The 26,461-nt window shown below is 64.8% G+C and carries 29 protein-coding genes and 1 tRNA gene; 20 read left to right on the forward strand and 10 right to left on the reverse strand.

What is annotated here, in order from left to right:
• Positions 1–107: 107 nt before the first annotated feature.
• The gene (locus tag IVA75_RS18025) at positions 108–893 is read left to right on the forward strand and encodes an SDR family oxidoreductase (RefSeq protein WP_247283056.1); all 786 of its coding nucleotides are present in this window, start codon (positions 108–110) and stop codon (positions 891–893) included.
• A 131-nt stretch (positions 894–1,024) separates the two neighbouring features.
• Here the strand turns inward: IVA75_RS18025 and IVA75_RS18030 are convergent, their stop codons facing one another.
• Both IVA75_RS18030 and IVA75_RS18035 read right to left on the reverse strand, forming a co-directional pair.
• Positions 1,025–1,297, reverse strand: coding sequence for a GlsB/YeaQ/YmgE family stress response membrane protein (locus tag IVA75_RS18030; protein WP_196236584.1), 273 nt, complete (start codon positions 1,295–1,297; stop codon positions 1,025–1,027).
• A 31-nt stretch (positions 1,298–1,328) separates the two neighbouring features.
• On the reverse strand, positions 1,329–1,910 hold the full coding sequence (locus IVA75_RS18035; RefSeq protein WP_247283058.1) for a YidB family protein: 582 nt from the start codon (positions 1,908–1,910) through the stop codon (positions 1,329–1,331).
• Positions 1,911–2,069: 159 nt separating this feature from the next.
• Between IVA75_RS18035 and IVA75_RS18040 the strand changes: the two genes are divergently transcribed.
• Together IVA75_RS18040 and IVA75_RS18045 are read left to right on the forward strand one after the other, a co-directional pair.
• Positions 2,070–3,071, forward strand: a complete 1,002-nt coding sequence (locus IVA75_RS18040) for a 2-dehydropantoate 2-reductase (protein WP_247283060.1) — start codon at positions 2,070–2,072, stop codon at positions 3,069–3,071.
• 19 nt (positions 3,072–3,090) lie between these two features.
• Positions 3,091–3,306, forward strand: coding sequence for a hypothetical protein (locus IVA75_RS18045; RefSeq protein WP_247283062.1), 216 nt, complete (start codon positions 3,091–3,093; stop codon positions 3,304–3,306).
• A 238-nt stretch (positions 3,307–3,544) separates the two neighbouring features.
• Here the strand turns inward: IVA75_RS18045 and IVA75_RS18050 are convergent, their stop codons facing one another.
• A complete protein-coding gene (locus IVA75_RS18050; protein WP_007599309.1) occupies positions 3,545–4,177 on the reverse strand; it encodes a hypothetical protein in 633 nt (210 codons plus the stop codon).
• Between the two features lie 208 nt (positions 4,178–4,385).
• Between IVA75_RS18050 and IVA75_RS18055 the strand changes: the two genes are divergently transcribed.
• The 6 genes from IVA75_RS18055 to IVA75_RS18080 all read left to right on the forward strand — a co-directional run bounded on the left by IVA75_RS18055 (position 4,386) and on the right by IVA75_RS18080 (position 9,409).
• Positions 4,386–5,903, forward strand: coding sequence for an AMP-binding protein (locus tag IVA75_RS18055; RefSeq protein WP_247283064.1), 1,518 nt, complete (start codon positions 4,386–4,388; stop codon positions 5,901–5,903).
• Positions 5,904–5,929: 26 nt separating this feature from the next.
• Positions 5,930–6,568, forward strand: a complete 639-nt coding sequence (locus IVA75_RS18060) for an RraA family protein (protein ID WP_247283065.1) — start codon at positions 5,930–5,932, stop codon at positions 6,566–6,568.
• 26 nt (positions 6,569–6,594) lie between these two features.
• Positions 6,595–6,966 (forward strand): cupin domain-containing protein, encoded by a 372-nt coding sequence (locus tag IVA75_RS18065; protein WP_247283068.1) that lies wholly within the window; start codon positions 6,595–6,597, stop codon positions 6,964–6,966.
• Positions 6,967–7,013: 47 nt separating this feature from the next.
• A complete protein-coding gene (locus tag IVA75_RS18070; RefSeq protein WP_247283070.1) occupies positions 7,014–7,970 on the forward strand; it encodes a tripartite tricarboxylate transporter substrate-binding protein in 957 nt (318 codons plus the stop codon).
• A 97-nt stretch (positions 7,971–8,067) separates the two neighbouring features.
• A tRNA-Arg gene (locus IVA75_RS18075) sits at positions 8,068–8,144 on the forward strand.
• 125 nt (positions 8,145–8,269) lie between these two features.
• Positions 8,270–9,409 carry an amidohydrolase/deacetylase family metallohydrolase gene (locus IVA75_RS18080; RefSeq protein ID WP_247283072.1) on the forward strand — a complete coding sequence of 380 codons (1,140 nt, stop codon included), beginning with the start codon at positions 8,270–8,272 and terminating at the stop codon, positions 9,407–9,409.
• A 6-nt stretch (positions 9,410–9,415) separates the two neighbouring features.
• Here IVA75_RS18080 and IVA75_RS18085 read toward each other — a convergent pair whose 3' ends face one another.
• Genes IVA75_RS18085 through IVA75_RS18095 form a run of 3 tightly spaced genes read right to left on the reverse strand, consistent with a single transcriptional unit; the run spans position 9,416 to position 10,923 of the window.
• A complete protein-coding gene (locus IVA75_RS18085) occupies positions 9,416–10,021 on the reverse strand; it encodes a TlpA disulfide reductase family protein (protein ID WP_247283074.1) in 606 nt (201 codons plus the stop codon).
• Positions 10,014–10,475 (reverse strand): hypothetical protein, encoded by a 462-nt coding sequence (locus tag IVA75_RS18090; protein WP_247283076.1) that lies wholly within the window; start codon positions 10,473–10,475, stop codon positions 10,014–10,016. The genes IVA75_RS18085 and IVA75_RS18090 overlap by 8 nt, the downstream gene beginning before the upstream one ends.
• A 19-nt stretch (positions 10,476–10,494) precedes the next feature.
• The gene (locus IVA75_RS18095; RefSeq protein ID WP_247283078.1) at positions 10,495–10,923 is read right to left on the reverse strand and encodes a DoxX family protein; all 429 of its coding nucleotides are present in this window, start codon (positions 10,921–10,923) and stop codon (positions 10,495–10,497) included.
• A 102-nt stretch (positions 10,924–11,025) separates the two neighbouring features.
• Between IVA75_RS18095 and IVA75_RS18100 the strand changes: the two genes are divergently transcribed.
• Positions 11,026–11,910 carry a LysR family transcriptional regulator gene (locus IVA75_RS18100; protein ID WP_247283080.1) on the forward strand — a complete coding sequence of 295 codons (885 nt, stop codon included), beginning with the start codon at positions 11,026–11,028 and terminating at the stop codon, positions 11,908–11,910.
• Between the two features lie 17 nt (positions 11,911–11,927).
• Here the strand turns inward: IVA75_RS18100 and IVA75_RS18105 are convergent, their stop codons facing one another.
• Positions 11,928–13,073 (reverse strand): acyl-CoA dehydrogenase family protein, encoded by a 1,146-nt coding sequence (locus IVA75_RS18105; protein WP_018452979.1) that lies wholly within the window; start codon positions 13,071–13,073, stop codon positions 11,928–11,930.
• Between the two features lie 126 nt (positions 13,074–13,199).
• On the opposite strand from IVA75_RS18105, the gene IVA75_RS18110 reads away from it, so the two are divergent.
• Positions 13,200–13,877, forward strand: a complete 678-nt coding sequence (locus tag IVA75_RS18110; protein ID WP_247283082.1) for an alpha/beta family hydrolase — start codon at positions 13,200–13,202, stop codon at positions 13,875–13,877.
• A gap of 4 nt (positions 13,878–13,881) precedes the next feature.
• Here IVA75_RS18110 and IVA75_RS18115 read toward each other — a convergent pair whose 3' ends face one another.
• Positions 13,882–14,856 carry a ketopantoate reductase family protein gene (locus IVA75_RS18115; RefSeq protein ID WP_027569978.1) on the reverse strand — a complete coding sequence of 325 codons (975 nt, stop codon included), beginning with the start codon at positions 14,854–14,856 and terminating at the stop codon, positions 13,882–13,884.
• Positions 14,857–15,010: 154 nt separating this feature from the next.
• Here IVA75_RS18115 and IVA75_RS18120 point away from each other — a divergent pair, with 154 nt between their 5' ends.
• The 3 genes from IVA75_RS18120 (at position 15,011) to IVA75_RS18130 (ending at position 19,014) form a co-directional block, all read left to right on the forward strand.
• Complete coding sequence (locus tag IVA75_RS18120) at positions 15,011–15,814, forward strand: enoyl-CoA hydratase-related protein (protein WP_247283084.1); 804 nt, start codon at positions 15,011–15,013, stop codon at positions 15,812–15,814.
• Positions 15,815–15,975: 161 nt separating this feature from the next.
• On the forward strand, positions 15,976–16,962 hold the full coding sequence (locus tag IVA75_RS18125; protein ID WP_247283086.1) for a TRAP transporter substrate-binding protein: 987 nt from the start codon (positions 15,976–15,978) through the stop codon (positions 16,960–16,962).
• Between the two features lie 15 nt (positions 16,963–16,977).
• Positions 16,978–19,014: a HAMP domain-containing methyl-accepting chemotaxis protein gene (locus IVA75_RS18130; RefSeq protein WP_247283088.1), complete on the forward strand. Its 2,037-nt coding sequence runs from the start codon at positions 16,978–16,980 to the stop codon at positions 19,012–19,014.
• 46 nt (positions 19,015–19,060) lie between these two features.
• Here IVA75_RS18130 and IVA75_RS18135 read toward each other — a convergent pair whose 3' ends face one another.
• On the reverse strand, positions 19,061–19,945 hold the full coding sequence (locus IVA75_RS18135; RefSeq protein ID WP_247283090.1) for a LysR family transcriptional regulator: 885 nt from the start codon (positions 19,943–19,945) through the stop codon (positions 19,061–19,063).
• 112 nt (positions 19,946–20,057) lie between these two features.
• On the opposite strand from IVA75_RS18135, the gene IVA75_RS18140 reads away from it, so the two are divergent.
• From IVA75_RS18140 to IVA75_RS18155, 4 genes are read left to right on the forward strand one after another with little or no spacing between them, the layout of a single operon-like run.
• Positions 20,058–21,422 carry an FAD-dependent oxidoreductase gene (locus tag IVA75_RS18140; RefSeq protein ID WP_247283092.1) on the forward strand — a complete coding sequence of 455 codons (1,365 nt, stop codon included), beginning with the start codon at positions 20,058–20,060 and terminating at the stop codon, positions 21,420–21,422.
• 33 nt (positions 21,423–21,455) lie between these two features.
• Complete coding sequence (locus IVA75_RS18145; RefSeq protein WP_247283094.1) at positions 21,456–22,460, forward strand: ABC transporter substrate-binding protein; 1,005 nt, start codon at positions 21,456–21,458, stop codon at positions 22,458–22,460.
• A 16-nt stretch (positions 22,461–22,476) separates the two neighbouring features.
• Positions 22,477–23,250 carry an ABC transporter ATP-binding protein gene (locus IVA75_RS18150; RefSeq protein WP_247283095.1) on the forward strand — a complete coding sequence of 258 codons (774 nt, stop codon included), beginning with the start codon at positions 22,477–22,479 and terminating at the stop codon, positions 23,248–23,250.
• Positions 23,243–24,067, forward strand: a complete 825-nt coding sequence (locus IVA75_RS18155; RefSeq protein WP_247283097.1) for an ABC transporter permease — start codon at positions 23,243–23,245, stop codon at positions 24,065–24,067. Before IVA75_RS18150 ends, IVA75_RS18155 begins: the two co-directional genes overlap by 8 nt.
• 108 nt (positions 24,068–24,175) lie before the next feature.
• On the opposite strand, the gene gtdA is transcribed toward IVA75_RS18155, so the two are convergent.
• The gene (gene gtdA, locus IVA75_RS18160) at positions 24,176–25,216 is read right to left on the reverse strand and encodes a gentisate 1,2-dioxygenase (protein WP_247283099.1); all 1,041 of its coding nucleotides are present in this window, start codon (positions 25,214–25,216) and stop codon (positions 24,176–24,178) included.
• Between the two features lie 89 nt (positions 25,217–25,305).
• Here gtdA and maiA point away from each other — a divergent pair, with 89 nt between their 5' ends.
• Positions 25,306–25,938 carry a maleylacetoacetate isomerase gene (gene maiA, locus IVA75_RS18165; protein WP_247283101.1) on the forward strand — a complete coding sequence of 211 codons (633 nt, stop codon included), beginning with the start codon at positions 25,306–25,308 and terminating at the stop codon, positions 25,936–25,938.
• Complete coding sequence (locus IVA75_RS18170) at positions 25,928–26,440, forward strand: MarR family transcriptional regulator (RefSeq protein WP_247283103.1); 513 nt, start codon at positions 25,928–25,930, stop codon at positions 26,438–26,440. The genes maiA and IVA75_RS18170 overlap by 11 nt, the downstream gene beginning before the upstream one ends.
• The last annotated feature ends 21 nt before the right edge of the window (positions 26,441–26,461 follow it).

Consider the following 26,461-nt stretch of genomic DNA (forward strand, 5'->3'; position numbering starts at 1 on the left):
GGCATGGGCGATGAGCTAATTCCGCTTAGCGGAGTTTGCTCGATTTGCAGGGCGCGGCAAACTCGCTAAACAGAATGTCGTACTCAATCAAGGGGAAGGAAATCCGGATGGCAAAGGACAGTTTGTGCGCAGTCGTGACGGGGTCCGCCTCCGGCCTGGGTGCTGCGACCGCGGAAATTCTCGCACGGAGCGGAGCGCGGCTCGTCATCAACTATTCCTCGAGCCAGAAGGAAGCGGAGGCGACCGCTGAGCTGTGCCGCAAAGCGGGCTCACCGGAAGTTCTGGTCGCGCAGGGCGACGTCTCCAAGGATGACGATTGCCGCAAGATCGTTGCGGCAGCTGGCGCCTGGGGCCGGCTCGACGTGCTCGTCAACAATGCCGGCACCACCAAGCATGTCGCTCATGCCGATCTCGATGGATTGTCGGCGGAAGATTTCCAGCGCCTGTACGGCGTCAACACCATCGGCCCGTTCCAGATGGTGCGCGCGGCGCGCAGCCTGCTCGAGGCGGGCGCCAAGGTCTCTGGGCGGCCGTCCGCCGTGGTCAACATCTCCTCCGTCGCCGGCATCGGCGGCGTCGGATCGTCGATCGCATACGCCGCGAGCAAGGGCGCGCTCAACACGATGACGCTGTCGCTGTCGCGCGCGCTGGCGCCGCTGATCCGTGTCAACACGGTATGCCCGGGCTATATCGATACGCCCTGGTTCACCAAAGGCCGTGGCGAGGCGGGCGCCAAGCAAGTGCGCGACAGCGTCGTGGCCAAGGTGCCGCTGAAGGTCGCATCATCGGCGGAAGACATCGCGCAACTCGTCTGCTTCCTGGCGATGCCGGCCTCCAGCAACATGACCGGCGAGGTCGTGCGCATGGATGCGGGCATGCATTTGGTGACGTGAAGTCGTCATTGCGAACGAAGCGAAGCAAGCCAGACTGCCTCCAAGGCAACACTCTGGATTGCTTCGTCGCAAGAGCTCCTCGCAATGACGATGTGGGGGCCGTGTGCCTTTTCCCCAGACGCCTTAGCGCGTCACCCCTTGATCACGCCGCTCGCCACCAGCCGGTGCCAGATGAACAGCACCACCACGGCGCCGATGGTGGCCATGATGAATCCCGCGCCCTGGTCGGGACTGTAGTGCCCGATGGCCTGGCCGATGAAGGTCGCGAGAAACGCGCCGGCGATGCCGAGGATGGTGGTGAGGATGAAGCCGCTCGGATTGTTCGGTCCCGGCGCCAGCCAACGCGCGATGAGGCCGGCGACGAAGCCGACGACGATGATCCACAACAAGCCACCCATGCTCATGTCCGTGCTTCCCTCGTTTGACTAAACTAAATCAGACTCTGCCCGCGATCTCATGCTCGGTCGGCAGCCGTCCGTCCGGCGTCAGATGATCGACCACCTGCGGCAGATACTGGCTGAGGCCGGAGAGCAGCTCGTCACGAGACAGGCCGCTTTGGGCGGACAGGCTCTCGATCTGGTCGGCGCCGAGCGCATTGGCGAGATCGCCTGGTGCGATCGCCTTGTTCTCGCCCTTGCCGACCCAGGTATTGGCAGCGTCGCCATGACCGCTCTGCTGCAGCTGGTTGAGGAGATCGCCGAGCCCGCCGCTGAGCACGCTGCCGGCCGCGCCGCCCGCGAGCAGGCCGCCAAGGCCGCCCTTCAACAGGTCACCGAGGCCGCCGCCAGCACCCGCATTCACCGGCGGGGGGAGATGCGTCGGCGTCGGTGCCGGGGACGGCTGCGGCGCGCTGCCGGTCTGGTTGCCGCTCAAATGCTTGAATGCCTTCCAGGCGAGCAGGCCAAGGAGGGCCATGGTCATGGGCGACATGCCGCCGCTGGATGAGGATTGTGAACTCGGCGTGCTTGGGCCGCGCGGGCCGTTCTGCATGCCGTTGAGGACGTCGAGCAAACCCATGGCGTTCTCCTTTGGCGCTTTCTTGCCGGTAACAAGCCCCGTTCGAAAACATATGAGGCTGTCATGACGGTTACAAGGCGATTGCGCCGCAACTGCGGGAATGGGCAGCAGGCACAGCCTCTGCTATCGAGGGCAGATCGTTAAAGGGGGCAGGCCGAGGTGATGGCGGATCGACCGATCGTGGTGGCCGGCGCAGGCGCCATCGGATGTTTCGTCGGCGGCACCTTGGCGGCTGCCGGCCGCCGCGTCGCGTTCCTGGTGCGGCCGCGGGTGAAGACCGAGATCGAGCGGTTCGGCCTGGTTCTGACCGATTTCGTCGGCTCCGAGACGAAGCTCGACCCGGGCCAACTCGCGCTGTCGGAAGATCCCGCGATCTTCCACAGTGCCGGCATCGTGCTGGTCACGGTGAAGAGCGCCGACACGGCCGGTGTCGCCGACCAGATCGCGCAGCATGCGCCGCAGGACGCCGTCATCGTCTCGCTGCAAAACGGCGTCGGCAATGTCGCGGTGCTGCGCGAGCGCCTCGGCGACCGCCGCGTGCTCGCCGGCATGGTGCCTTTCAACGTGGTCGGGATGGGCGAGGGCCGCTTCCACCGCTCGACCTCCGGCGACATTCATGTCGGCGAGGATGATGCGAGCACGGCCGCAGCGCTGTCGGTGCCGGGGCTCGCCATGCGCGCGAGCCACGACATCACCGGCGTGCAATGGGGCAAGCTGATCATCAATTTGAACAACGCGCTCAGCGCCTTGTCCGACATGCCGCTCGCCGCGCAATTGGCGAGCCGCGATTGGCGAAGGCTGTTCGCCGACCAGATGGCGGAGGGGCTGGCTGCGATGAGGGCCGCGGGCATTACACCGGTCTCGGCGACGCCGATCCCGTCATCCTGGACGCCCAGCTTACTGAGACTGCCTGATCCGATTTTCAAGCTGATCCTGGGACGGACCATGAAGATCGATCCCGAGGCGCGTTCCTCGATGTGGCAGGATTTGAAGCAGGGCCGCAAGACCGAGATCGACTATCTCCAGGGCGCGATCATCGCGCTCGCCGAACAAAACAATGTCGACGTGCCGCTGTCGCGCCGCATTGTTGCGCTGATCAAAGAGGCTGAGGCCGCGGGCAAGGGCTCACCGCGGCTGACGCCGCAGCGGGTTCGCGGATAACGCGACGGGAGGAGCAACGATGAAACGTCGTCTGACGATCGGATTCGCGTTGGCCGTGCTCTGCGCCGCGTCCTCGGTCGCGGAGGCCCGGCCGCCGACGGTCATGAACTCTCCCGGCTATGACAGGCGATTGCAGGAGAGCAGGTCGCAATTGGGCAGTTCTCCGACGACCACGACGCCTGCGAATGCGCCCGTTGCGTCTCCCAAGCGCAGCAAGAAGAAGCACACGAACTGAGGCGCGGCTTTGGGTGTGAGTTGGACGGCTGAGACCACATCTTCAGTCGTCGTCCCGGCCTAGCGCGCAATTGCGCGCGGGGGGCCGGGACCCATAACCACCGAATTGCATTTGGCGAAGACTCGCGGTTACCAGTCTCGCCCCACAACTACCCCTTGGGGTGATGGGTTCCGGCCCCCCGCGCGCAATTGCGCGCTAGGCCGGGACGACCAGCGGAGTTTGTAGCTGCTGCCGAGACTCAGCCCTTCTTAGCGGGCTTGCTCGGCGTCGGGCTGAACAGCTTCTTGATGTCGTTCAAACCATCCGACAGCCGCGGCCATTCGCAGGAGAACGAGCCCTTGGTGCAGGGCGCGCCCTTCGGCCGCGGCCGCGCGTCGCCGATGGCGGCCTGCTGGACTTTCGGCCGCTCGACCGGCACCGGCACGCGCTCGACCTCGGTTCGCAACGCGACCCGCTGGAGCTGCTGCACCTGTTGTTCCTGCTGCTCGCGCTGCTGGCGCGCGGTGGCCTGCGCGGCTTCATTGCTGCGGCGCTGATTGGCGAGATAGGCGGTGTAGGCTTCGTCGATCTTCTTCTGCTCCTCCGGCGTCGGATTGGGGCCGGCGATATCGAAGGTGCGGTCCTGGAGGAAATCGTAATAGGAATAGCCGCCGCCTGCCTTGCGCCGGCCGGCGAATTTGGCGTTGCAGTCGGCAAGCGCAGCCGTCTTCTCGGATTTGGTCGTGGCTTTTTCGGCGGCGTCGGCGCAGGCCTCGAAGTCAACAGGCGCGCGCTTCCACCATTGTGCCTGGGCATGCGACGGCGCCAGCAGGAAAAATCCTGCTGCGGCAACCACAAGCGCCGCACGACGCGATGCAACTACGTCCGACATTCTACGAGAGCATTCCTTGCAAAACTCAACCCGAACTGAGTCGGGCTGATTTTTGCCCCTTTATGGCCGGCTTGTCACCCATGGAACCCGGGAATTTCATGACTGCGATGCTGACATTTTTTGCTTGACGTGGCGCAGGAGTCACAGCGTCACTTCATCCTGCGGTCGCCTCATTGGCGACGCCAAGAAAACGAAGTGGAAACGCCTGATGCTGCTGCCCCTGTCCGATGTGCCGCGCTGGTACGCCGAGCGCAAACCGCAAGGCACGATCGCCGTCCGTCACGGGCAGGATACGCTGACATGGGACGCGCTGGAGCGCGGCGCCAATCGGCGCGCGCGGGCGTTCATGGCCAAGGGCGTCAGGCCCGGCGACTTCGTCGCGATCGGTTTGCCCAACGGCAATGCGTTCTTCGAGACCTCGTTTGCGGTGTGGAAATGCGGGGCGACGCCGACCTCGCTGTCATGGCGGCTGCCGCGCGGCGAAGCCGCCGCGGTGCTCGACATCTTGAAGCCGGCGCTGGTGGTTGGCGGCGAAGTCGACTGGAACGCGCCGAACCGACTGCCCGCGGATTTCGTGCCGGAAGGCTTTTCGGACGAGCCGCTCACCGCACCGGTGGCGCGCTATTGGAAAGCCATGACCAGCGGCGGATCGACCGGCCGCCCGAAGGTGATCCTCGATCACCAGCCGGCGGTGACCGACACCATCGCCGCGCCGCCGCTCAACATCCCCTTCGGGGTCTCGCTGCTCAATCCCGGTCCGCTCTACCACAACGCGCCGTTCATCGTGTCGCACTACGCGCTGTTCACCGGCGGCCAGCTCACCGGGCTTACCAGGTTCGACGCCGAGGAGACGCTGCGGCAAATCGCGCAAGAGCGCGTGCAATGGGTCAATTTCGTGCCGACCATGATGCACCGGATCTGGGCGCTGCCGGAGAGCGTGCGCAACGCCTACGACGTCTCGAGCCTTCAGACCGTGTTTCATATGGCTGCACCCATGCCGCCCTGGCTGAAGGAAAACTGGATCGCCTGGCTTGGACCTGACAGGGTCTGGGAGCTCTATGGCGGCACCGAACGCCAAGGCTCCTGCGTCATATCAGGCACGGAATGGCTGACGCATAAAGGCTCGGTCGGCAAGATCGGCGAGACGGCGAAGCTGCGCATCATCGGCGAGGACGGCAACGACGTCGCGCCGGGCGATAGCGGCGAGATCTATTTCCTCAACAATGACGGCAAGGATGCCACCTATCACTATCTCGGCGCCGAGCCGAAGCGCCGCGCCGACGGCTGGGAATCGCTCGGCGACATCGGCAGGCTGGACGCGGAAGGCTACCTCTATCTCGGCGACCGCCTCGCCGACATGGTGCTGCGCGGCGGCGCCAACATCTATCCCGCCGAGGTCGAAGCCGCTGTCTCCGAGAGCCCCGGCGTGCGCTCCTGCGTGGTGGTGGGATTGCCTGATCCGGAATTGGGCCAGCGCGTGCACGCCATCATCGAGCCGGAGGGCGATGCGGACGGTCAGGCCATCGCCGACGGCATGGCGGATTTCCTCAAGGACCGGCTCAGCCGCTACAAGCATCCGGAGAGCTTCGAGATCGTCACCGCCCCGCCGCGCGACGATTCCGGTAAAGTTCGCCGCACCCTGTTGCGCGACGAGCGCGCGGCGTGGCTGGAGGAGGGGCGCGCCTTCCGGATTTGGCCGGCGAAGGCAAGGGTGGACGCCGATTAAGAGAATTCACGGGAAGGACTGAGATTATGACCATTACCATCGCCGCAAACGCCGTGCTGAAGCCGCCGGCCGAGATCATCGAGGGTTTTCGCGGTGCGCCGACCTCGGTCATTTCCGACAATCTCGGCCGGCTGCCGGGCGCCGTCGGGCTCAAGCCCTATCACCGAGGCGCCAAGCTGGTGGGCACGGCCTTCACGGTCCGCACCCGTCCTGGCGACAATCTTGCCATCCACCGCGCGCTCGAGCTGGTGGGCCCCGGCGACGTCATCGTGGTCGATGGCGGCGGCGATGAGACCCGCGCGCTGGTGGGCGAGATCATGAAGAATATCGCGCAATGGTGCAAAGCCGAAGGCTATGTCATCGACGGCGCGATCCGCGACGTCGCGGCGTTCGCGGCCGACGACTTTCCCTGCTACGCCCGCGCGGTGATCCACCGCGGCCCCTACAAGAACGGCCCCGGCGAGATCAACGTGCCTGTTTCGATCGGCGGCAGCGTGATCTCGCCCGGCGACATCGTCGTCGGCGACGAGGACGGCGTGGTGTCGTTTGCCGCCGCCGGTGCCGCGGCGCTGCTGGACGCCGTGCGCGCCCAGGTCGCGCGCGAGGAGGAGACGCTGAAGGCGATCTGCGAAGGCCGTTATCAGGGCTCGTATGGCAAATCCTGATCAGAGAAAAAGAAGGGGAGGATGGCGTGAGCCAGAAGGACGAATTCCACAATCTCGACGACACAGCCGACGGATTGTTTCGCGAGCTCGCGGCAGGCGTGACCACGCGCATCTTCTCCGGCGAGCAGGCCATGCTGTCGGTGGTGACCCTGGCGCCGCATGCGCAAGGCACGCTGCACCATCATCCCGAGGAGCAATGGGGCGTGCTGCTCGACGGCTCCGCCATCCGTGTCCAGGGCGATGAGGAGATTGCCGTGAAGAAGGGCGATTTCTGGCGCACGCCCGGCAACGTGCCGCACACCATGCGCGCCGGCCCCGACGGCGCTCGCGTGCTGGACATCTTCAGTCCGCCGCGGCCAGAATACAGAAAAGCGGGATCCGGTTTCGGAACGACCTAAAGCGCCAAGAGCAAAAGCCGGGCGCGAGAAAACAGGGGAGGGATACCATGACGATCACACGACGGACGCTGCTCGCAGCGCCGGCTATTCTCGCGATGACGCCGGCGTTGGCGCAGGCTTCAAAAATCACGCTGGTGGTGCCGTTTCCGCCGGGCGGATCGACCGATGCGATGGCGCGGCTGCTCCAGAGTCATCTGCAAACCAAGCTCAACCGCATCGTCATCGTCGAGAACAAGTCGGGCGCCGCCGGCGCGCTCGGTGCGGCGCAGGTCGCCAAGAGCCCGCCTGATGGCTCGACGTTCCTGGTCACCTTCGATTCCCACGCGGTGATCCCGTCCATCCTCGACAAGCCGCCGGTCGATGTCGAGCGCGAGCTGATGCCGGTGTTGCTGGTCGGCACCGCGCCCTACGTGATCGCCGCCGGTGCCGGCCGACCCTACAAGAGCTTTGCCGACGTGGTGGCGGCCTGCAAGGCGACGCCGGGCGCGGTGAAATATGCCTCCGTCGGCATCGGCACGCTCGGCCATCTCGCCATGACCGTGCTCGGCAACAAAGCCGGCGTCGAGATCATGCACGTGCCCTATCGCGGCGGTGGCCCCGCGATGAACGACGTGCTCGGCGGCCATGTCGATCTGATCGCGGGATCGGCGGCGCTGGTAGCAGCCCAGCTCGGCACCAACATGCTGCGTCCGATCCTGCAACTCGGCCGCGAGCGGCTGCCGGGCCTGCCGGAGACGCCGACCGCGATCGAGGCCGGCTTTCCGGATTTCGAGACGCTGGCCTGGTGGGGCATCTTCGCGCCCACGGGTACGCCGCCGGACATCGTCGCTGGCCTCGCGACGGCGTCCAAGGAGATTTTGAGCGAGCCCGCGACCGCGGCGCAGCTCAAGGAGACCCAGCAGATGACGCTGCTGCTCGAGGATGGTCCCGCCTTCAAGACCTTCTTCGACAAGCAGGTGGCCATCTGGGGCAAGGTGGTGAAGGACAACAATATCAGGGCATGAGGCTGTCCGGCTGGCGTTTGCATTGATCGAGGTGAGGGCTTCCGATCCCGCCTCCGCTTTGATATGAAGCCCCGGTAATCCGCTCTGCGGGTTCCGCGGTCCCGTAGCTCAGCCGGATAGAGCGACGGTTTCCTAAACCGTAGGTCGCATGTTCGAGTCATGCCGGGATCGCCAGTTTTTCAGTGAGCAATCGTCGCGTTTGCCACGCTTGTCGGCGCAAAAATTGCTAGAAGCGCGAAGCTTTCTTCCTGGCCCGGACTGACTGCCGGCCCGCCTCACCGCCCCATCCGGAGACCACGATGCCTTTCGACTTGATCCTGCGCGGCGGCCGTGTGGTCGACCCGTCCCAGAAGCTCGATGCCGTGACCGATGTCGCCTTTTCCGGCGGAAAGGTCGCTGCGATCGGCGCCGGGCTCAAGGCCGATCCGGGCACCGATGTGCGCGATGTGTCACGCTACATCGTGACGCCGGGGCTGATCGATCTCCACACCCATGTCTATTGGGGCGGCACTTCTCTCGGCATCGATGCCGAGGAATTCTGCCGTCTCTCCGGCGTCACCACCGCGGTCGATACCGGCAGCGCGGGGCCCGGCAATTTCGCGGGCTTCCGCAAGCATGTGATCGAGCCAAGCCAGGTCCGCATTCTCGCTTATCTGCACGTCTCGCATGCCGGCATTTTCGGCTTCTCGCACCGGATCATGGTCGGCGAGAGCGAGGAGCTGCGGCTGATGAATCCGATCGAGGCAGCCAAGGTGGCCGACGCCAACCGCGACCTCATCGTCGGCATCAAGGTGCGCGTCGGTCTGCACTCCTCGGGCACGTCGGGCGTCGTGCCGCTCGACATCGCGCTCGAGGTCGCGAACGAGGTCGGCATGCCGCTGATGGCGCATATCGATCATCCGCCGCCGAGCTACGAGGAGGTGCTGGCGCGCCTGCGCCCCGGCGACGTGCTCACGCACGCGTTCCGGCCCTTCCCCAACACGCCCGCGACCGCGCAGGGCACGGTGAAGCGGGCGGTGCTCGACGCCCGAGAGCGCGGCGTGCTGTTCGACATCGGCCACGGCAAGGGCTCGTTCGCGTTCAAGACCGCGCGTGCCATGCTCGCCAACGGCTTCTATCCGGACACCATCTCGTCCGACATTCATCAGCTCTGCATCGACGGCCCGGCCTTCGACCAAGTAACGACCCTGTCGAAATTCCTGTGCATGGGCATGCCGCTGTCCGACGTCATCGCAACCTCGACCGTCAACGCCGCGATGGCGCTGCGGCGGCCCGAACTCGGCAGCCTCAAGCCGGGCAGCGTCGGCGACGCCACGCTGATCTCGATCAAGCAAGGCCAGTTCGACTATGAGGACGTCGTCGGCGAGCACCTGATCGGTGACCGCAAGATCGTCTCCGAAGGCGTCGTGATCGGCGGCCGCTGGTGGCATCCGAATTGAGCGGTGCTAGCCCTGCTCGCGATAGAATTGCAGCAGGCGGCTGCCTGCCGGCGAGAGCCAGTCGGGCGCACCCGTGATGTAGCCCTCGACCTGTCCGCTCGTTCCGACCAGATAGGTGACGGGCATCCCGACAAGCCTGAAATTCCCGGCCGATGATTCCGTGATTGCGCCGTACGCGTCGACGTAGCAGGCGAGGTTTCGCACGGCCAGGCCGCCGAGGAATGCGCGGATTTTTCGCAAGTCCTTCGTATCGGTGCAGATCGCGAGAACGTCGACCCGGTTAGGCTGCGATCCCGCGAGGCTTGCGAGCGCGGGCAGATCGAGCCGGCAGGCCGCGCACCATGTCGCCCAGAAATTGACCAGCGAGATGTGTCCCGGCTTTGCCGTCGCAACGACATCCCTGCCATTGAGGTCCTGAAGTCGGAGCGGAGCCATCGGCGCACGAGGCCGCACGACCGTGAACTGGTTGCGGCCGCTCTCGAGCACCGGAGGCCAGGACTGGTCGCCGCTTTGCGCACGGCTTGCGCACAGGGATGCAATGAGCGCGGGCGCGGCCATCAGGAGCGATCGCTTGGATAGCGCCGTGCCGGGCGCGCGAGGCTTATCATGCATGAATATAAGCCCAGCCCTTGAGTTGCAGATCGACCACGCGTCCGATCCCGAACGGGACGAGGCTCGCGCCCGATATCAGCGGAATGGAGATCTGCTCCTTGGCTTCCGCGATCGCTTTTGACGACGCGCACATGCTGTAGGCGAGGTTGGGCAGTGACTGCCGCAGCGTCGCGAGCGGCTCGACGAGCGGAGTCCTGTCCGCCCGGAAGACGTCGATGCCCTTGCCGTTGGCGACGACCTCGATCAGCAATCTCGCACCCCTCTCGGCAAAATGCTTGGAGAGGTTGGCCGAATAGCTGATCGCATGACCCATGACATAGGGCTCGTTGCTGTCGATCAGGATCACGACGCCCTCGGTGAGACGATCCTCCCTGGCGGCGGCTGTGCCGCCAGCCGTGAGGATCGACGCGGCTGCGAGCAGGCCCCTGCGGGACCATCCGTTGGCTGGAATCATGGCTGCCGCGGCCAGCTGCTCAGAACTGACGCGGCGCAATCGGCGCCTTGCGGCCGCGTCCCCACAGCACGAACGAGCTGAGCGCGAGCAGGACGACATTGAGCGGTGTCGTCGCGGCTTCGCCACGCGAGACATGGAAGACGAATGCGAAGACCTGCAGCACGCTACAGCCCAGCGCGGCCAGCACCGTCAGTCGCGGCAGAATCCCCGTCAGAGCCGGCAGCAGAATGCCGATGCCGCCGGCGAGATCGACCAAGGCGACGGAGCGAACGAACGTTTCGGAATACTCGCCCGCAAATGGCATCATCGCGGCCAGCTGGGGAATAGGCGTGAGCAGCTTGATCAGGCCGGCCGAGACGAAGACGAAGGCGAGAAGGACCTGTGCGGCCCAGAGCCCGATGCGAAGGGCGCGGCCGGGAGCGGCGGTCTCAAAGGTCGTGGCAGACATGGTGGTTCTCCAGGGGTGTGGGGTTGCCACCATTGATAATTTCCATTCGTTTGATCAATATAGGTTCTGGGATGGGTTCATTTCTCCAATGTTGATGATTCGATGGATACTCTGGTCAGTATGAGGGTGTTTTGCCTGGTCGCCGAGCTGAAGAGCTTCGCGGCCGCAGCCCAGCGCCTGCGCATCTCCCCCGCGATGGCGAGCAAGCATGTGATGCAGCTGGAGAAGCGGCTGGGGACCCGGCTGCTCAACCGGACCAGCCGGCGGGTCAGCCTGAGCGAAAGCGGTGCGCTCTATTTCGAGCAGGCCAGTCAGATGCTGGATTCGCTCGACGAGGTCGAGGCTGCCGTCAGCAATGCGACCGTCGTTCCGCGCGGCACGCTGCGGCTGACCGCGCCAGTGTGGATGGCAAACACGATCTTCGCGGGTGTGTTGGCGGACTACCAGGCGCGCTATCCGGAGGTGCGCCTCGACGTCGATCTCAGCGGACGGATGGTTAATCTGGTCGAGGAGGGATTCGATCTCGCACTTCGCGCGACCGGCGCGCCCGACGAGGCGCTGATCGCGCGGCACATCACCAACGTCCCGTTCTATCTCGTTGCCGCTCCTGCCTACATCAAACGTGCGGGCCGCCCGGCGACCTTCGCCGATCTCTCCGGCCAGGCTTTGCTGCACTACGCGCTTTATCCCGGCGAGAGCTTCTCCTTCCAGGGCGAACACGGCACCGAGACCATCAAGCTCGATTCGGTGCTGCGCAGCGCCAACGAAAGGCTGCTGCAGATGGCCGCGCTGGCAGGTATGGGCCTCGCCTTCCTGCCGAAATGGCTGGTCGCCGAGGACATCGCCGGCGGACGTCTCGAACACCTCATGCCCGGGCAAGTCATCTTCGAGGCAAAGCTGCTCGCGGTCTATCCGAGCCGCAAATACCTCTCCGCGAAGGTGAGGACTTTCATCGACTTCATCGCCGCCGACAAGCGGATGAAGTAACGGCTACAGCGACCTGATTACAGCGACCTCGCGATCAACAGCTTCATGATCTCGTTCGTGCCGCCATAGATCTTCTGGATGCGGGAATCGATGAAGATGCGCGAGATCGGATATTCCTGCATGTAGCCGTAACCGCCGAACAGCTGGAGGCATTCGTCGGCGGTCTCGACCTGCTTCTCCGAGCACCAGTATTTCGCCATCGACGCCGTGACGGTGTCGAGGTCCTTGGCGACCAGCCGCTCGATGCACCAGTCGACGAAGACGCGCGCGATCATCGCTTCGGTCTTGCGCTCGGCGAGCTTGAAGGCGGTGTTCTGGAAATCCATCAGCGGCTTGCCGAACGCCTTTCGCTCCTTGGTGTAGTCGACGGTGAGTTTTATCGCGCGCTCCATCGCGGCGACCGCGCCGACGGCGAGCGCGAGGCGCTCCTGCGGCAATTGCTGCATCAGCTGCACGAAGCCCTGGCCTTCCTCGCCGCCGAGCAAATTGTCTGGCGGGACCGCGACGTTGTCGAAGAACAGCTCGGACGTGTCGGAGGCATGCAGGCCGATCTTGTCGAGGTTGCGCCCGCGCTTGTATCCATCCGCGCCTGAGGTTTCGACCACGATCAGCGAAATGCCCTTGGCGCCGACATCGCCGGTGCGCGCGACCACGATCACGAGATCGGCGGCCTGGCCGTTGGTGATGAAAGTCTTCTGTCCGTTGATGACGTAGGAATTGCCCTGCTTCCTGGCGGTGGTCTTGACGGCCTGCAAATCCGAGCCGGTGCCGGGCTCGGTCATGGCGATGGCGCCGACCATCTCGCCCGAGGCCATCTTCGGCAGCCAACGCTTCTTCTGCTCCTCGGAGCCGTAATTGAGGATGTAGTGGGCGACGATGGCGCTGTGCACGGAGACGCCGGTCGTCAGCTCCGGTACCGTGCTTTCGAGGTCGTCGAGCACGGCGGCGTCATAGGCGAAGGTCGCGCCGAGGCCGCCATATTCCTCCGGCACGCTCGCCAGCAGCGCGCCCATCTCGCCGAGCCCGCGCCAGGCAAAGCGGTCGACCATCTTCTGCTCGCGCCATTTTTCGGCATGCGGGGCCAGATCCTTGGCAAGGTATTTCCGGAACTGGTCGCGGAAGATTTCGAGCTCTTCGGTCATCCAGGAGGAGCGGTAGGACATGGAAACCTCGGTTGATGCAGTGTTCCGGCTTGGTAGGCCAGTCGGCAGCGGCAATTATTGTGTTTTCAGGCTGCGCCGGTGACGCTACCAAGGCGGCCGGAGTAGCGTCTGTCGGAATGGTTGATCTTGGCCGTCAAAACCAAAGAGCTCAAGCTCGACATCGAGCGCATCGGCACGGTCTCGGCGATCCTGATACAGCCGGACAATGCGCGCGCCTGTTACGTGCTGGCCCATGGTGCCGGCGCAGGGATGCGGCATGCATCCATGGACAAGATTGCGGAGGGGCTCGCTGCTCGCGGCATCGCGACTTTCCGCTTCAATTTTCCCTACATGGAGAACAAGCTGGGCCGTCCCGACCAGCCGGCGGTCGCCCATGCCACGATCCGCGCGGCAGTCGAGGAAGCCGCGCGGCTCTGCCCAGGTGTGAACCTTGTCGCGGGCGGAAAATCCTTCGGCGGGCGCATGACATCGCAGGCGCAGTCCAAGACGCCGCTGCCTGATGTCAAAGGGCTCGCCTTCCTCGGCTTTCCCCTGCACGCCGACAAGAAGCCGTCGACGGAGCGCGCCGAGCACCTGGCCCGTGTCGAGATCCCGATGCTGTTCCTGCAAGGCACCCGCGACGGGCTCGCCGATCTCGGCCTCCTCAAGCCCGTCATCGCCGCTCTTGCCCCGAAAGCGACGCTGCACGAGGTCGAAGGCGGCGATCACTCCTTCGCGGTGCTCAAAAGGTCCGGCCGCAGCAATGAGGAGGCGCTTGCGGAGGTGCTTGATGCGCTGGTGGTCTGGATCGACAAGCTCGCCTGAAATCTCACGACGAATAAAGCCCTTTGTCGCGCGCTTTCTGGATCGCGAGGGCGGCGATCAGGTCGAGCGTTGGCGTGGACAGGCCGGCGGTGCGCGCGAAGGCTTGGGGCGCCTTCACCAGGACGTCGATCTCCATGGCGCGGCCGAGCTCGTAATCCTGCAGCAGCGACGGCTTGTGATTGGGGGCGGGGCCGCTGCGTGATACGCGCTTGACCTCGGGGATGAAGTGCTGGGCGATCTCGTTGGCCTCGTTCAGCATCCGCGGGATAACCTCGGCGAACGCAGGATCGTCGCGCACGCCGCGCGCGGTCTGGCCGGTGAGCAGGCACAGCACCGACAACGACATGTTGGTCAGCAGCTTTGACCAGATCGCCTCGCGGATCTCGGCGACCGGCGGCGATTCCAGCCTCGCGTCTGTGAAGACACCGCGCAGCGTCGTGATGCGCTCGCAATTGCGATCGTCGCATTCGCCGATCAGCAGGCGGTTGCGGTCCGGCGTCAGGTTCTGCACCACACCGGGCGCGATCACCTCATTGGAGGAGAAGACCACGCCGCCGACGATCCGCTCCTTCGGAATGCAGGCGCGCAAGCGCCCGCCCGGGTCGAGGAACGAGATGTCGGGCGGAGTCGGGTGTCGCGGCGGCAGGCCGATCCCGTACCACCAGGGAATGCCGTTCTGCGCGAACACGATGGCGGTGTCGTCCTGCAGCAGCGGCTTGAGACTGGAGACCAGCCCGGTCAGCGCGGTTGCCTTCAAGGTGCTGATCACGACGTCCTGGGGGCCGAGCTGGGCCGGATCGCCGGAGGCGTTCACCTTGGCGGAGACCTCGGAATCGCCGACGCGCAGCTTGAGGCCGTTGGCCCGGACCGCCTCCAGGTGGGCGCCGCGCATCACGCACGAGACCTCGTGGCCGGCGCGGGCCAGCCTGACCGCGAGATGGCTGCCGACGGCGCCCGCGCCGAAAATGCAGATGCGCATGTAATGTCCGTCCCTGATCCCTTGATGCCGCCCCGCGACAGCATGACACAAGCCGCCATGCGATGGACGCGGCTGCCCTACGCTCGAAAGATATGGATCAAGGTGCGGAGCCTCGGTCATAGTGCGCGCCAAACAAACGAGCGGAGGAACACCAATGACCGACAGCCCCGTCCTGTGGACCCTGGACGCGCGTGGGGTTGCGACCGTCACGTTGAACCGGCCGGAGGTCAACAACGCCTATGACGGCGCATTGATCGCGGGCGTGCTTGCGGCCATGGACGATCTCGGCAGCAAGCCCAACCTTCGCGTCGTCGTGCTCCGGGGTAATGGCAAGCATTTCCAGGCCGGCGCCGACCTCAAATGGATCAACGGCGTCCGGCCGCAATCGACTGAGGCGAACGAGGCCGCGTCGCGTGCGACGTTCGAGGCCGTGCAGCGGCTCAACACGCTGCCGATCCCGACGGTTGCGCTAGTGCAGGGCGGCTGCTTCGGCGGCGGCACCGGCGTGATCGCAGCCTGCGACGTCGTGATCGCGGCCGACAACGCCCTGTTCTCGATCACCGAAGTGCGCTGGGGCCTGACCGCGGCCATCATCATCCCGCAGCTCTGCGATGCCATCGGCGTACGGCAAGTCCGCCGCTACGCGCTGACAGGTGAACGTTTCGGTGCCGAGGACGCCCGCCGCATCGGCCTCGTCCACGAGGTCGTGCCGCTCGCCGATCTCGAGGCCGCCGGCGCCAAGGTGGTCGAGCAGTTGCTTGCCAACGGACCGGAGGCGATGGCCGAGACCAAGCGGCTGGCGCTGGAGAGCTCGTTCGGCGGCATGGCGGTGGACGATGCGGCTTACACTCGGCTCGTGCAGCTGCATTCGCTGAAGCGCCAGAGTGCGGAAGCCGCGGAGGGGCTGGCGTCGTTCGCGGAGAAGCGCGCGGCGAATTGGAGTGGCGGCAAGGCCTGAGCGCGCCGCTCAGCAGCAATTCGATACGATCTGCATCGTGCACCATCCCAAATCTTGCCCACGGGACCGATTCGAATCCCCGTAATTCCGCGGGGCCGTCCTTAAGAGTTCAATCATTCCCGGCCATTATGGTTACGACAATTGTCACGCCATGGTGTCGAATGCACAGAGAAGTTCTGGGGTTTTGGAAGGCTGGATCGATCGTCGCGGCGGCAACGCTGCTGGTCCTGCATCCGGTTGCCGCTTCACCTCGGCTGGTCTCTCTGGCGTTCAATTCCCAGCTTGGGAGCCCCCAGCAGATCGGGGCGGATGAGTTTCGCCAGAAGCTGGTGGCATTGCCCGGCAAGCCCATCGTGATCGATCAGCGCGCCACCAATGCGCTCGGGAGCGAGAACGCCATTCTCGCAGCGACGCAGTCCGGCGCCGTCGATATGGCGGTGCTGTCGGGTTCGGTGGTCAGTGCGGTCGTCCCCGAACTCGGCGTGTTCGACATTCCCTTCCTGTTTCGCGATACGGCTCACGCCAAGGCCGTGGCGCAAGGTCCGGCCGGCGCGGCAATCGCCGCCAAATTCGGCGATAAGGGGCTGACCCTGCTGGCGATTGGCCGACAGGGCTTCCGCAACGTCACGAATTCAAAACGGCCCGTTCGTAGCCCCGACGATATCAAGGGTCTGAAGATTCGTGTCATCCCGAACCCGATCTATCAGATGACGTTCAAGGCGCTCGGTGCCGAAGTGGTCCCGATGGAATTTCCGCTGGTCTATACCGCGCTCAAGGACGGCCGGCTCGATGGGCAGGAAAATCCGGTGCCGACCATTGCCGGCTCGCGTCTCTATGAAGTCCAGAAATACCTCACATTGACCGGCCACTTCTTCGCGCCGGTCGTGTTCATCGCCAACCGGGCCATGTTCGAGCAGCTCACTCCGGCCGACCAGGCAACGTTGATCGCGCAGGCAAAGGCGGGAGCGGAGGCGACATGGCAGGCGAAGCTCGATGCCGCGTCGCTCGAGCAGGTGCGCAGCGGCGGCATGGACGTGATCGAGAAATTCGATCGCCAACCCTTCGTCGACGCGGTCAAGCCGCTCGATCAGGAATTCGAGAAGCGGTTCGGCAAGGATCTGCTCGCCACCATCCGGTCCACCCAGTAAGAATTTCGGGATCCCATGAAATTATCGCACATGATGTCCCGGGTCGGCATCCGTCCGCGCGTGTTTGGCGGTTTCGCGCTGGTTCTCAGCTTCCTGATCCTGCTGGCGGGCTTTGCCGTGGTCCAGGTCGAGCGGATCGGCGGAACGGTCAATGACCTCGTTACCAGCGCTGCTGGCGACGCGGGCATGTCACAGGCGCGTGCCGCGCTTTTGGAAGCGAACTCGGCGGTCGAGAAATTCATCCGAACCTGGAATGTCGGCGACAAGGATGCCGCAGCCAAGGCGATCGACGGCGTGGGCAAACTGGCCGATCAGGCCGATCGGCAATTCGGCAAGCTGCAAGCGATCGCGGAAGGCATCGGCCCGGTCAAGACGGCGCTCGAAACCTATCGTTCGTCGTTCACCGCGGCGGCGGATGCCGCGGATCGGCTGCGCGCCGCCACCACGAAGACCGACGCCCAGGGCGCGGCCGCCGGTCTCAATGTCAGCGGCATTCAGGTTGCGCTCGCCAATCGCTCGGATGACGCGGAACGGCTTGTCAACCCGATGCGGCTGGCCGGCGTCGTCGACGCGCTGCGCGTCACCGTGATGCGCTATGGCTCCACTTTGTCGACAGGCGATGCCGACGACGCCAGACAGGCGTTGTCCTACGCCCAGTTGGCGATCGCAGACACCGAGGCTGAGCTGGCGACGGCGGACGCCCCCAAATTGAAGACACTGGTCGCAGCACTCAAGACCGCGATCGCCGCCGACACGACGGCGCTCGAAGAGGTCATCAAGGTTGCCGCCGATCTACGCGCCAGGCAGGCCGAACTGAAGAAGGCGAGTGCGGCGATCGACGATCAGGTCAACAAGATCAATGCGAAGCTCGGCACCGTGCGCGCCGAGCAGGGTGACAAGACCTCGGCAGCGGTCGATCAAACCAAACAGACCGTCATCGCGACCGCGGCCGGCGCGCTGCTGCTGGGAGCGGTGCTCGCATGGCTGATCGGCGCCAGCGTATCCGGCCCGATTCGCGGCATGACAGACCGGATGCAATCGCTGGCGGCGGGCGAGCTCGATGATCCCATTCCGGGCGGCGAATCGCGCGACGAAATCGGCCGCATGGCGCGTGCCGTCGAGGTGTTCCGCGAAAACGCACTGGCGGTTCGTCGTATGGAAGGCGAAGCCACGGCACAGCGCGAAGCTACCGAGGCCGACCGTGCCCGCATGATGTCTGATCTTGCCGGCCGCTTCGAGCAGGGCATGCAGGGGGTGATTGCCGGTGTCGGTGGTCGCGCCGACGACATGGGGCGCAGCGCCGAGGAGTTGGCAAAGGTCGCCGAGCGTGGTCGCGGGCTCGCCGAAGCGGTCGCGACCCGCGCCGAGCAGGCATCGATGAACGTGCAGACCGTCGCCTCCGCCACCCAGCAGCTCGCGGCCTCGATCCGCGAAATCTCGAGCCAGGTGCATCGCTCCGTCGCGGTCTCGAACCGGGCCACCGACGAGACCAACCGCACCTCCGATTTGATCCATGGGCTCTCGGACGCAGCCGAAAAGATCGGCACCATCATTCAATTGATTCAGGCCATCGCCAGTCAGACCAATCTGCTGGCACTGAACGCGACCATCGAAGCGGCCCGCGCCGGTGACGCCGGCCGGGGCTTCGCGATCGTCGCCAGCGAGGTCAAGAGTCTCGCCACCCAGACAGCGCAGGCGACCGAGCAGATCGCCAGCCAGATCGCGACGATCCAGAGTGCGACCGGCCAATCGGTCCAGGCGATCAAGCAGTTCGGCACCACCGTCAAGGAAATGGCCGACATCGCCACCGCGATCGCCGCGGCGGTCGAAGAGCAGGGCGCGGCAACGGGCGAAATCGCCCGCAACGTCGAAGAGGCGGCCAACGGCACCACGGCGGTGACGCAGGAAATCGGTCAGGTGCGCGCGGTGGCGGGCGAGACCGACGCCGGTGCCGAAGCCGCTCTTACGGTCGCGGCGGCCCTCAAGCAGCAGGCGGATTCAATGAAGTCGAACGTCGACGATTTCCTCCACACCATCCGCTCGGCGGCCTGAATTCCCGGAGAAATCGGCGACGGCGCCGGTGCAAACGAAACGGGCCTTACAGCACCGGCAACAGCGAACTCTTCAATTCGCGCAATAGCGCCTGAACCGCTGCAGCCTGGACCCGTCGCTCGGGAATGGTGGCCTTGACCCATAGATCGGGGATTGGAAAATCCGGCAACACGACCTGCAACGTGCCTTGGCGTAGGGCCTCTTCCGCAAGGTAGTGCGAGATGAAGGCGATGCCGTTGCCGGCGATCGCGCTCTTCACGAGCACGTGGCCCTCGTTCGAACTCAACAGCGGGCGGACCTGAACGGTGATACGGTCGCGCGGCCCGTCGAACACCCAGTCCGGGCCGGTGGGAAGAAAACTCAGGCAACGATGATCGACGAGATCGCGCGGGTGGCGCGGCATGCCGTGCGCGCTGACATAGGACGGCGACGCGCACAACAGGCGCTTCAATCGGCACAGGGGTTCGTCGACCACGCCGCCGAAGGAATGCGGGAATGCGCCGATGGCGATATCGAAGCCTTCGGTTACCGGATCGACGGGGCGGTCGATCAGCACGATCTCGAGTTTCAGCTTCGGGTTTTGGGTCTGGAACGCGCTGAACACATCGGCAAGCCGGGCGATGGTCAGCGATGTCGGTGCCTTGATACGCAAATGATCGATAAGATCATGTCCTTTCTCGCCCATGCGCGACAGGAGATCGCCGACATCGGCGACCACGCTCCGCGCCCTCTGGACATATTCCTGGCCGGCCGCGGTCAGCCGCAATTGCCGCGTCGAGCGATGAAACAGCGGCGTGCCGATCCGCGCCTCCAATTGGGTGACCCGCTTTGCGACCACCGAAGTTGCGACATTGAGTTTTCTCGCCGCGGCGGAAAATCCGGCGGCGTCCGCGGTGGCGAGGAAGGCTTGGAGGTTCACGAGGACGTCCATTTTTCACCTTTCTCGATTCGCGAAAGCTGATCGCGTATTTTGGTGGATTGTAGCCCGGCACGCGTTAATTCATAGTCGGCTTAAGCAAGAGATTTCGGGAGCAGAACGCGCCATGCAGGCCATGACCATCGAAGAACCGGCGCGCCATGTGCCGATCTATGGCGAATACGAAGTGGTCGTGCTCGGCGGCGGTCCGGCCGGCATCGTGGCGGCGGCCTCAGCTGCGCGCGCTGGGCGGAAGACGTTGCTGATCGAGCGCTACGGCTTTCTCGGTGGCATGGGCACCGCGGCCGGCGTCACCAATTTCTGCGGCCTGCACGGCAATGTTTACGGTGAGGCCCACCGGCTGGTGCAGGGCATGGCGTCCGAGCTGCTGGCGCGGATCGATCGCTTGAACGGCCTCAATGCGCCGCATCTGATTCTCGGCAAGGTCTTCGCCCAGGCTTACGACACCGCCGCCTACAAGATCGCGGCCGACCAGCTGCTCGCCAGCCACAAGGTGCACATCCTTTTCCACGCGCTCGGTGCCGGCGTCGTGATGGGCAACGATCGGCGCATCGATGCGCTGATGGTCGAGACCAAGGGCGGCCGGCAGGCGGTGCGATCGGAGATCTTCATCGATTGCTCCGGCGACGGCGATCTCGCGGTCTGGGCCGGCGCGCCGTTCGAATTCGGCGACGAGCACGGCCATCCGATGTATCCTTCGATGATGCTCCGTCTCAACGGCATCGATCCCGCGAAGGCCGGCGATGCCTGGCGCACCATCCCGCAATTGATGGAGAAGGCCACCGCCGCCGGCACCCACACATTCCCGCGCAAAAGTGCGATCGTCCGGCCGCAGAAATCCGGCATCGAATGGCGGGTAAACTTTACGCAAGTGGCGCGCGAGGACGGCCATGCCATCAACGGCATCGAGCCTGACGATCTCACCCGCGGCGAGATCGAGGGCCGCAAGCAAGCGCTCGCCGCATTCGAATTCCTGCGCACCGTGCCGGGCTTTGAAAAATCCTACATCGTCGACCTGCCGCCGCAGCTCGGCATCCGCGAAACCCGCCGCATCAATGGCGGCTATCAGCTCAGCGGCGAGGACGTGCTCGGCTGCGCCTCGTTTGAGGATTCCATCGGGGTCAATGGCTGGCCGATCGAGGCCCATGTCCCCGGCGACGTCGTCTTCACCTTCCCACCGATCCCGGACTCGCGCGGCTATAACGAGCTGCCTTACCGCATGCTGGTGCCCGAAGGCGTCTACAATCTGCTGGTCGCTGGTCGCTGCGCCTCGATGACCCATGAGGGCCAATCGGCGGCCCGGGTCTCCGGTGCCTGTTTCGTGATGGGGGAGGCAGCCGGTTCCGCCGCCGCGCTGGCGCTCTCCGGAAACCGGATCCCGCGTGACATCCCCGTTGAAAAGCTGCAGGAAACGTTGAAACAACAGGGCGCCTTTATCGGACGGGACCAGCCCGTGCCCGAGGGCTTGTAACCGACTGCAAGATAACGACGGCGAGGAAACGAAATGACCGGAATTGTGCGGCTCGCGCTAGCTGGCCTGATGGCGATCACAGCGATGGGCACGGCCCGAGCCGAGGACGCGCTGAAGGCCAGGATCGGGGTGCTCAGGCTATCCTCCTCCGCGCCAGTCTTCATCGCGCAGGACAAGGGCTATTTCCGCGAGGCCGGCCTCGACGTCGAGCTGAAGTTCTTCGATGCGGCGCAGCCGATCGCGGTGGCTACCACATCCGGCGACGTCGATTTCGGCGTCACCGCCTTCACCGCCGGTCTTTACAATCTCGCCGGCAAGGGCGTGCTCAAGGTGATCGGCGGCATGAGCCGCGAGAAGGCCGGTTATCCCCTGATCGGCTATTTCGCCAGCAACAACGCCTATGCGAGCGGCCTGAAGACGCCGAAGGATCTCGCGGGCAAGCGCGTGGCGATGACGCAGGTCGGCTCCTCCTTTCACTATTCGCTCGGCCTGCTTGCCGACAAATACGGCTTCAAGCTCGCCGACGTGAAGATCGTGCCGCTGCAATCGCTGTCGAATGCGGCGGCGGCGCTGAAGGGCGAGACCGTGGATGCCGCGCTGCTGCCGATCTCCACCGCGCGAAAGCTGATGGACGACGGCGGTGCGAAGTTTCTCGGCTGGGTCGGCGACGAGACACCCTGGCAATTGGGCGCGGTGTTCGCTTCACCGAAGACGCTGACCAACAAGGTGCTGGTGACGAAGCTGCTCGGCGCTTTGGCAAAGGCCGACCGCGAATATCACGACGTCATCCTTGCCGCGATGAAGGACGGTGTCGCGCCGATCAATGACAAGACAAAGCCGCTGCTGGAGATCATCGCCAAATATACGAACCTGCCGGTCGAGCAGGTGGTCGGCAATTGCGCCTATATCGATCCCGACGGCAAGCTGGATGTGAAGAACGTCGACAATCAGATCAAATGGCTCCAGGAGCAGGGTTTTGCCGACAAGGGCTTCGACGCGAATGCGATCATAGCCAAGGAATTTGTGAAGGCGGATTGAGAGTAGAACGCAGCCTATGGACCTGATCGCCAACCACATCACCCATCGTTTCGGCGAACTCGCGGTGCTCGACGACGTCTCGTTCACCGTCAGCGCGGGCGAGGTGGTGGCGATCGTAGGGCCCTCGGGCTGCGGCAAGAGCACGCTGCTGTCGATTCTGGGCGGGCTGTTGCTGCCGACGTCCGGCGCGCCCGAGCTGCGTGGATCGCCGCCGGCGGACAGTCTCAATCCGCTCACCTTCGTGTTCCAGGACTTCGCGCTGCTGCCCTGGGCCAATGTGGAGGAGAACGTCGAATTCGCGCTGCTGCACACCCAGCTCTCGGCCGTGCAGCGCCGCGCGCTGGTCGACGACGCCTTGCGCCGCACCGGCCTGACCGATTTTCGCAAAACCTATCCAAAGCAGCTTTCCGGCGGCATGCGCCAGCGCGTCGGCATTTCGCGTGCGCTTGCTGTCAGGCCGGCCATTCTCCTGATGGACGAGCCGTTGTCGGCGCTGGATTCGCAGACCCGCGAACTGCTGATGGAGGATTTCGTCCGGCTGCTCGCCGATGGCGGCATGGGCGCGGTCTATGTCACACATAATCTCGAAGAGGCGGCGCGGCTTGCCGATCGCATCGTGGTGCTGTCGCGGCGTCCTGGCCGCATTCGCGAGGTCGTGAGCGTACCGATGACGCGCACCGAGCGCGGTGACATTGCAGCCCGTGAAAAGCTGCTCGCGCTGCAGAACCAGATCTGGTCGCTGATCCGCAACGAGGCGATCGATGCCGAGCGCGAGGTTCAGCATGCTTGATCGCGCTCCGGCGGGAACATCTGTGAAGGATGAATTGGTCCGGCGCGTCCGTTTTCGCGGCGCCGGCTTCGTGCCGGCGAGCAGCCGTTTCGGCGGCTGGATCGCGCTCGCGCTGGTCATTGCGATCTGGCAGGCGGCGGGCAGCGGCGGTCTCGTCAATCCGCTGTTCCTGCCACCACCATCGGCGATCGCGCGTGCGATCTACCAGCTCGCGATCTCGGGTGCGCTGTGGCAGCACCTTTCCGCGTCGCTCCTGCGCATCGGTGTCGGCTGGCTGCTCGGCACGGCGGCCGGTGTTGCGGTTGGCTTTGCCATCGGCCTGTCGCGGCTGGCGCGCAGCGTCGGCATCACTTTCATCTCGGCGCTGTTTCCGATCCCGAAAATCGCGCTGCTGCCGCTGTTGATCCTCTGGCTCGGCATCGGTGAAGAGCCCAAGATCGCGACCATTGCGCTTGGGGTGTTCTTCTCTACCGCGATCTCGGTCTATAGCGGTGTCGACGCGGTGCCGCGCAACCTGATCCGCATGGCACAAAGCTTCAACGTGCCGTTCGCCACCATCGTGCGCAAGGTGGTCTGGCCGGGCGCGCTGCCCGCGATCCTCGCCGGCTTCCGCATCACGTCGTCGGTGGCGCTGCTGCTCGTCGTCAGCGCCGAGATGATCGGCGCGCAATACGGCATCGGCGCGTTCGTGCTGCAGGCCGGCAATTTGATGCAGACGGATCAGCTGCTCGCGGGCGTGGTGATTTTATCGGTGTTTGGGTTGATGGTGGGGCGGGTGATCAACTGGCTGGAGACACGGCTGTTGCACTGGCGGTGAGGTTTACTCCGTCATTGCGAGCGCAGCGAAGCAATCCAGACTGTCGCCCCAGAAAGATTCTGGATTGCTTCGCTGCGCTCGCAATGACGATGGGGCTGACAGCGCAGCCTAAACGTTCCCACGATCCTCGCGGAACAAGTCCAGCTTCTGCTGCACGGGTCGGTCCGAGAAGCTGAACAGCACCGCATCCATGTCAGCCTCGTGCGTCACCCATTGCCAGCTCGGCACCACGAACAAATCGCGCGGGCCCCATTCGAAGGTCGCTTCCCCGATGCGGGTACGGCCGTGGCCTTCGATCGGACAGAACACCGTTGCGTCCGTCGCGCGATAGCGCGCGGTCTTGAAGCCCTTGGGCAGCAACTGGATGAAGGTACCGATGGTCGGCATCGCGAAGTCGCCGGTCTCGGGGTTGCTGAACTTCAGCTTCAGCCCGTGACATGCGTCCCACTCCTGGCTCGCGCGGGCCTTCTCCAGTGCCTCGCGCGTGTAGGCATAGGGATAGCTGAAGATCGGCGAGGTCTTCGAGCTCCGCTTCACGTCGACCGGCAGCAAATTGTGGCCGTAGCGCGCGAAGCTGTCGCCGGCGGGCCTTGTAATCTTCTGCTGATCCTCGTTGGAGCCTTCCGCGAAGGAGCAGTCGAAGAACTGCACCAGCGGAATGTCGAGACCGTCGAGCCAGAACATCGGCTGGTCGGTCTCGTTGGAATGATCGTGCCAGGTCATCGACGGCGTGATGATGAAGTCGCCGGGCTCCATCGCGGTGCGCTCGCCGTCGACCGCTGTGTGGGCGCCCTTGCCTTCGAGCACGAAGCGCAGTGCCGATTGGCTGTGCCGGTGGGCGGGCGCGACGTCGCCGGGCACCACCATCTGCACGCCGGCATAGAGCGACGTGGTGATTTTCGACTGCCCGCGCAGGCCGGGATTTTCCAGCACCAGTACGCGCCGCTCGGCTTCTTTCGCCGTGATCAGCTTGCCGGCTTCCGTCATGTAGTCGCGGATGATGTCGAACTTCCACAGATGGGGCCGGCAGGCGCTCTTCGGCTCCGGCGTGATCAAATCGCTCATGACGGTCCAGAGCGCGGTGAGATTCTCGCCGTCGATCTTCTTGTAGAACGCCTCGCGTTCCGGCGTCTTGGTCACGGCTTCCATGGTGCGCTCCCGTCGTTTTGTTTATTGACAGTATACTTACGATCTAGGTAGCGTCAACGTGCGAACGAGAACGAAACGGGAGGGTTCCGATGAAGCTGCACGGCTATTTCCGCTCCAGCGCCGCCTACCGGGTACGAATCGCGCTAAACCTCAAGGGTCTCGGTGCCGAGCACCTGCCGCATCACCTTCGCAAGGGCGAGCAATGCGCGCCCGCCTATCTCGCCATCAATCCGCAGGGCCTGGTGCCCGCGCTGGAGAACGATGCGGGCGCAGTGCTGACCCAATCGGTTGCCATCATCGAATGGCTCGACGAGACGCATCCCAACCCGCCGCTGCTGCCGAGGGATGCGTTGCAGCGCGCCAAGGTGAGGGCGTTCGCGCTGGCGATCGCCTGCGACACTCACCCCGTGCAGAATCTGAAGGTGCTGGCGCGGCTACGCGAGCTCGGCCTTGCGGAGGAGAAGGTTCAGGACTGGGCGGCCTGGGTCAACCGCGAGGGGCTCGCGGCCTGCGAGACGCTGATCAGCGCCGAGCCGGGCCCGTTCTGCTTCGGGGATGCGCCGACGCTTGCCGACCTCTGCCTGGTGCCGCAACTCGCCAATGCGCGCCGCTTCGGCGTCGACGTCTCTGCCTATCCGCACCTGCTGAAGGCGGAAGCTGCGGCCAAGACGCTGCCGGCGTTCGTCAACGCCGCGCCGGAGAACCAACCCGATGCCGAGTAAGCCTGCGCCTCAGATCACGATAGACGCGATTTATGCCGCGCCGGGCTATCTGTTCCGTCGCATGCAGCAGATCGCGGTCTCGATCTTTATGGAGGAGTGCAAGGCGTTCGACCTCACGCCGGTGCAATACGCGGCGCTGATCGCGATCCACACCCACCCCGGCATCGACGCGACGCGGCTGTCCGCGGTGATCGCCTTCGATCGCTCCACGCTCGGCAGCGTGATCGAGCGGCTTCAGGCCAAGGATTTCGTCGAGCGCAGGCCAGCGCCGGAAGACAAGCGGATCAAGCTGCTCTATTTGACCAAATCAGGCGCGGCGATCCTGCGCGACATCATTCCCGCCGTCGAACGCGCCCAGGCGCGGATGCTCGAACCGCTCAAGCCGGCGGACCGCAAGGCGTTGATGGGGCTCCTGGTGCAGCTCGTCGATCTCAACAACGAGGCGTCGCGGGTGCCGCTCCGGGCGGAGGACGCGCTGGAGCATCTGGGGAAGGCGGGGTGAGGGTGGGGGCGTCAAATACCG

The sequence above is a fragment of the Bradyrhizobium sp. 134 genome (assembly GCF_023074155.1).
Lineage (GTDB): Bacteria > Pseudomonadota > Alphaproteobacteria > Rhizobiales > Xanthobacteraceae > Bradyrhizobium.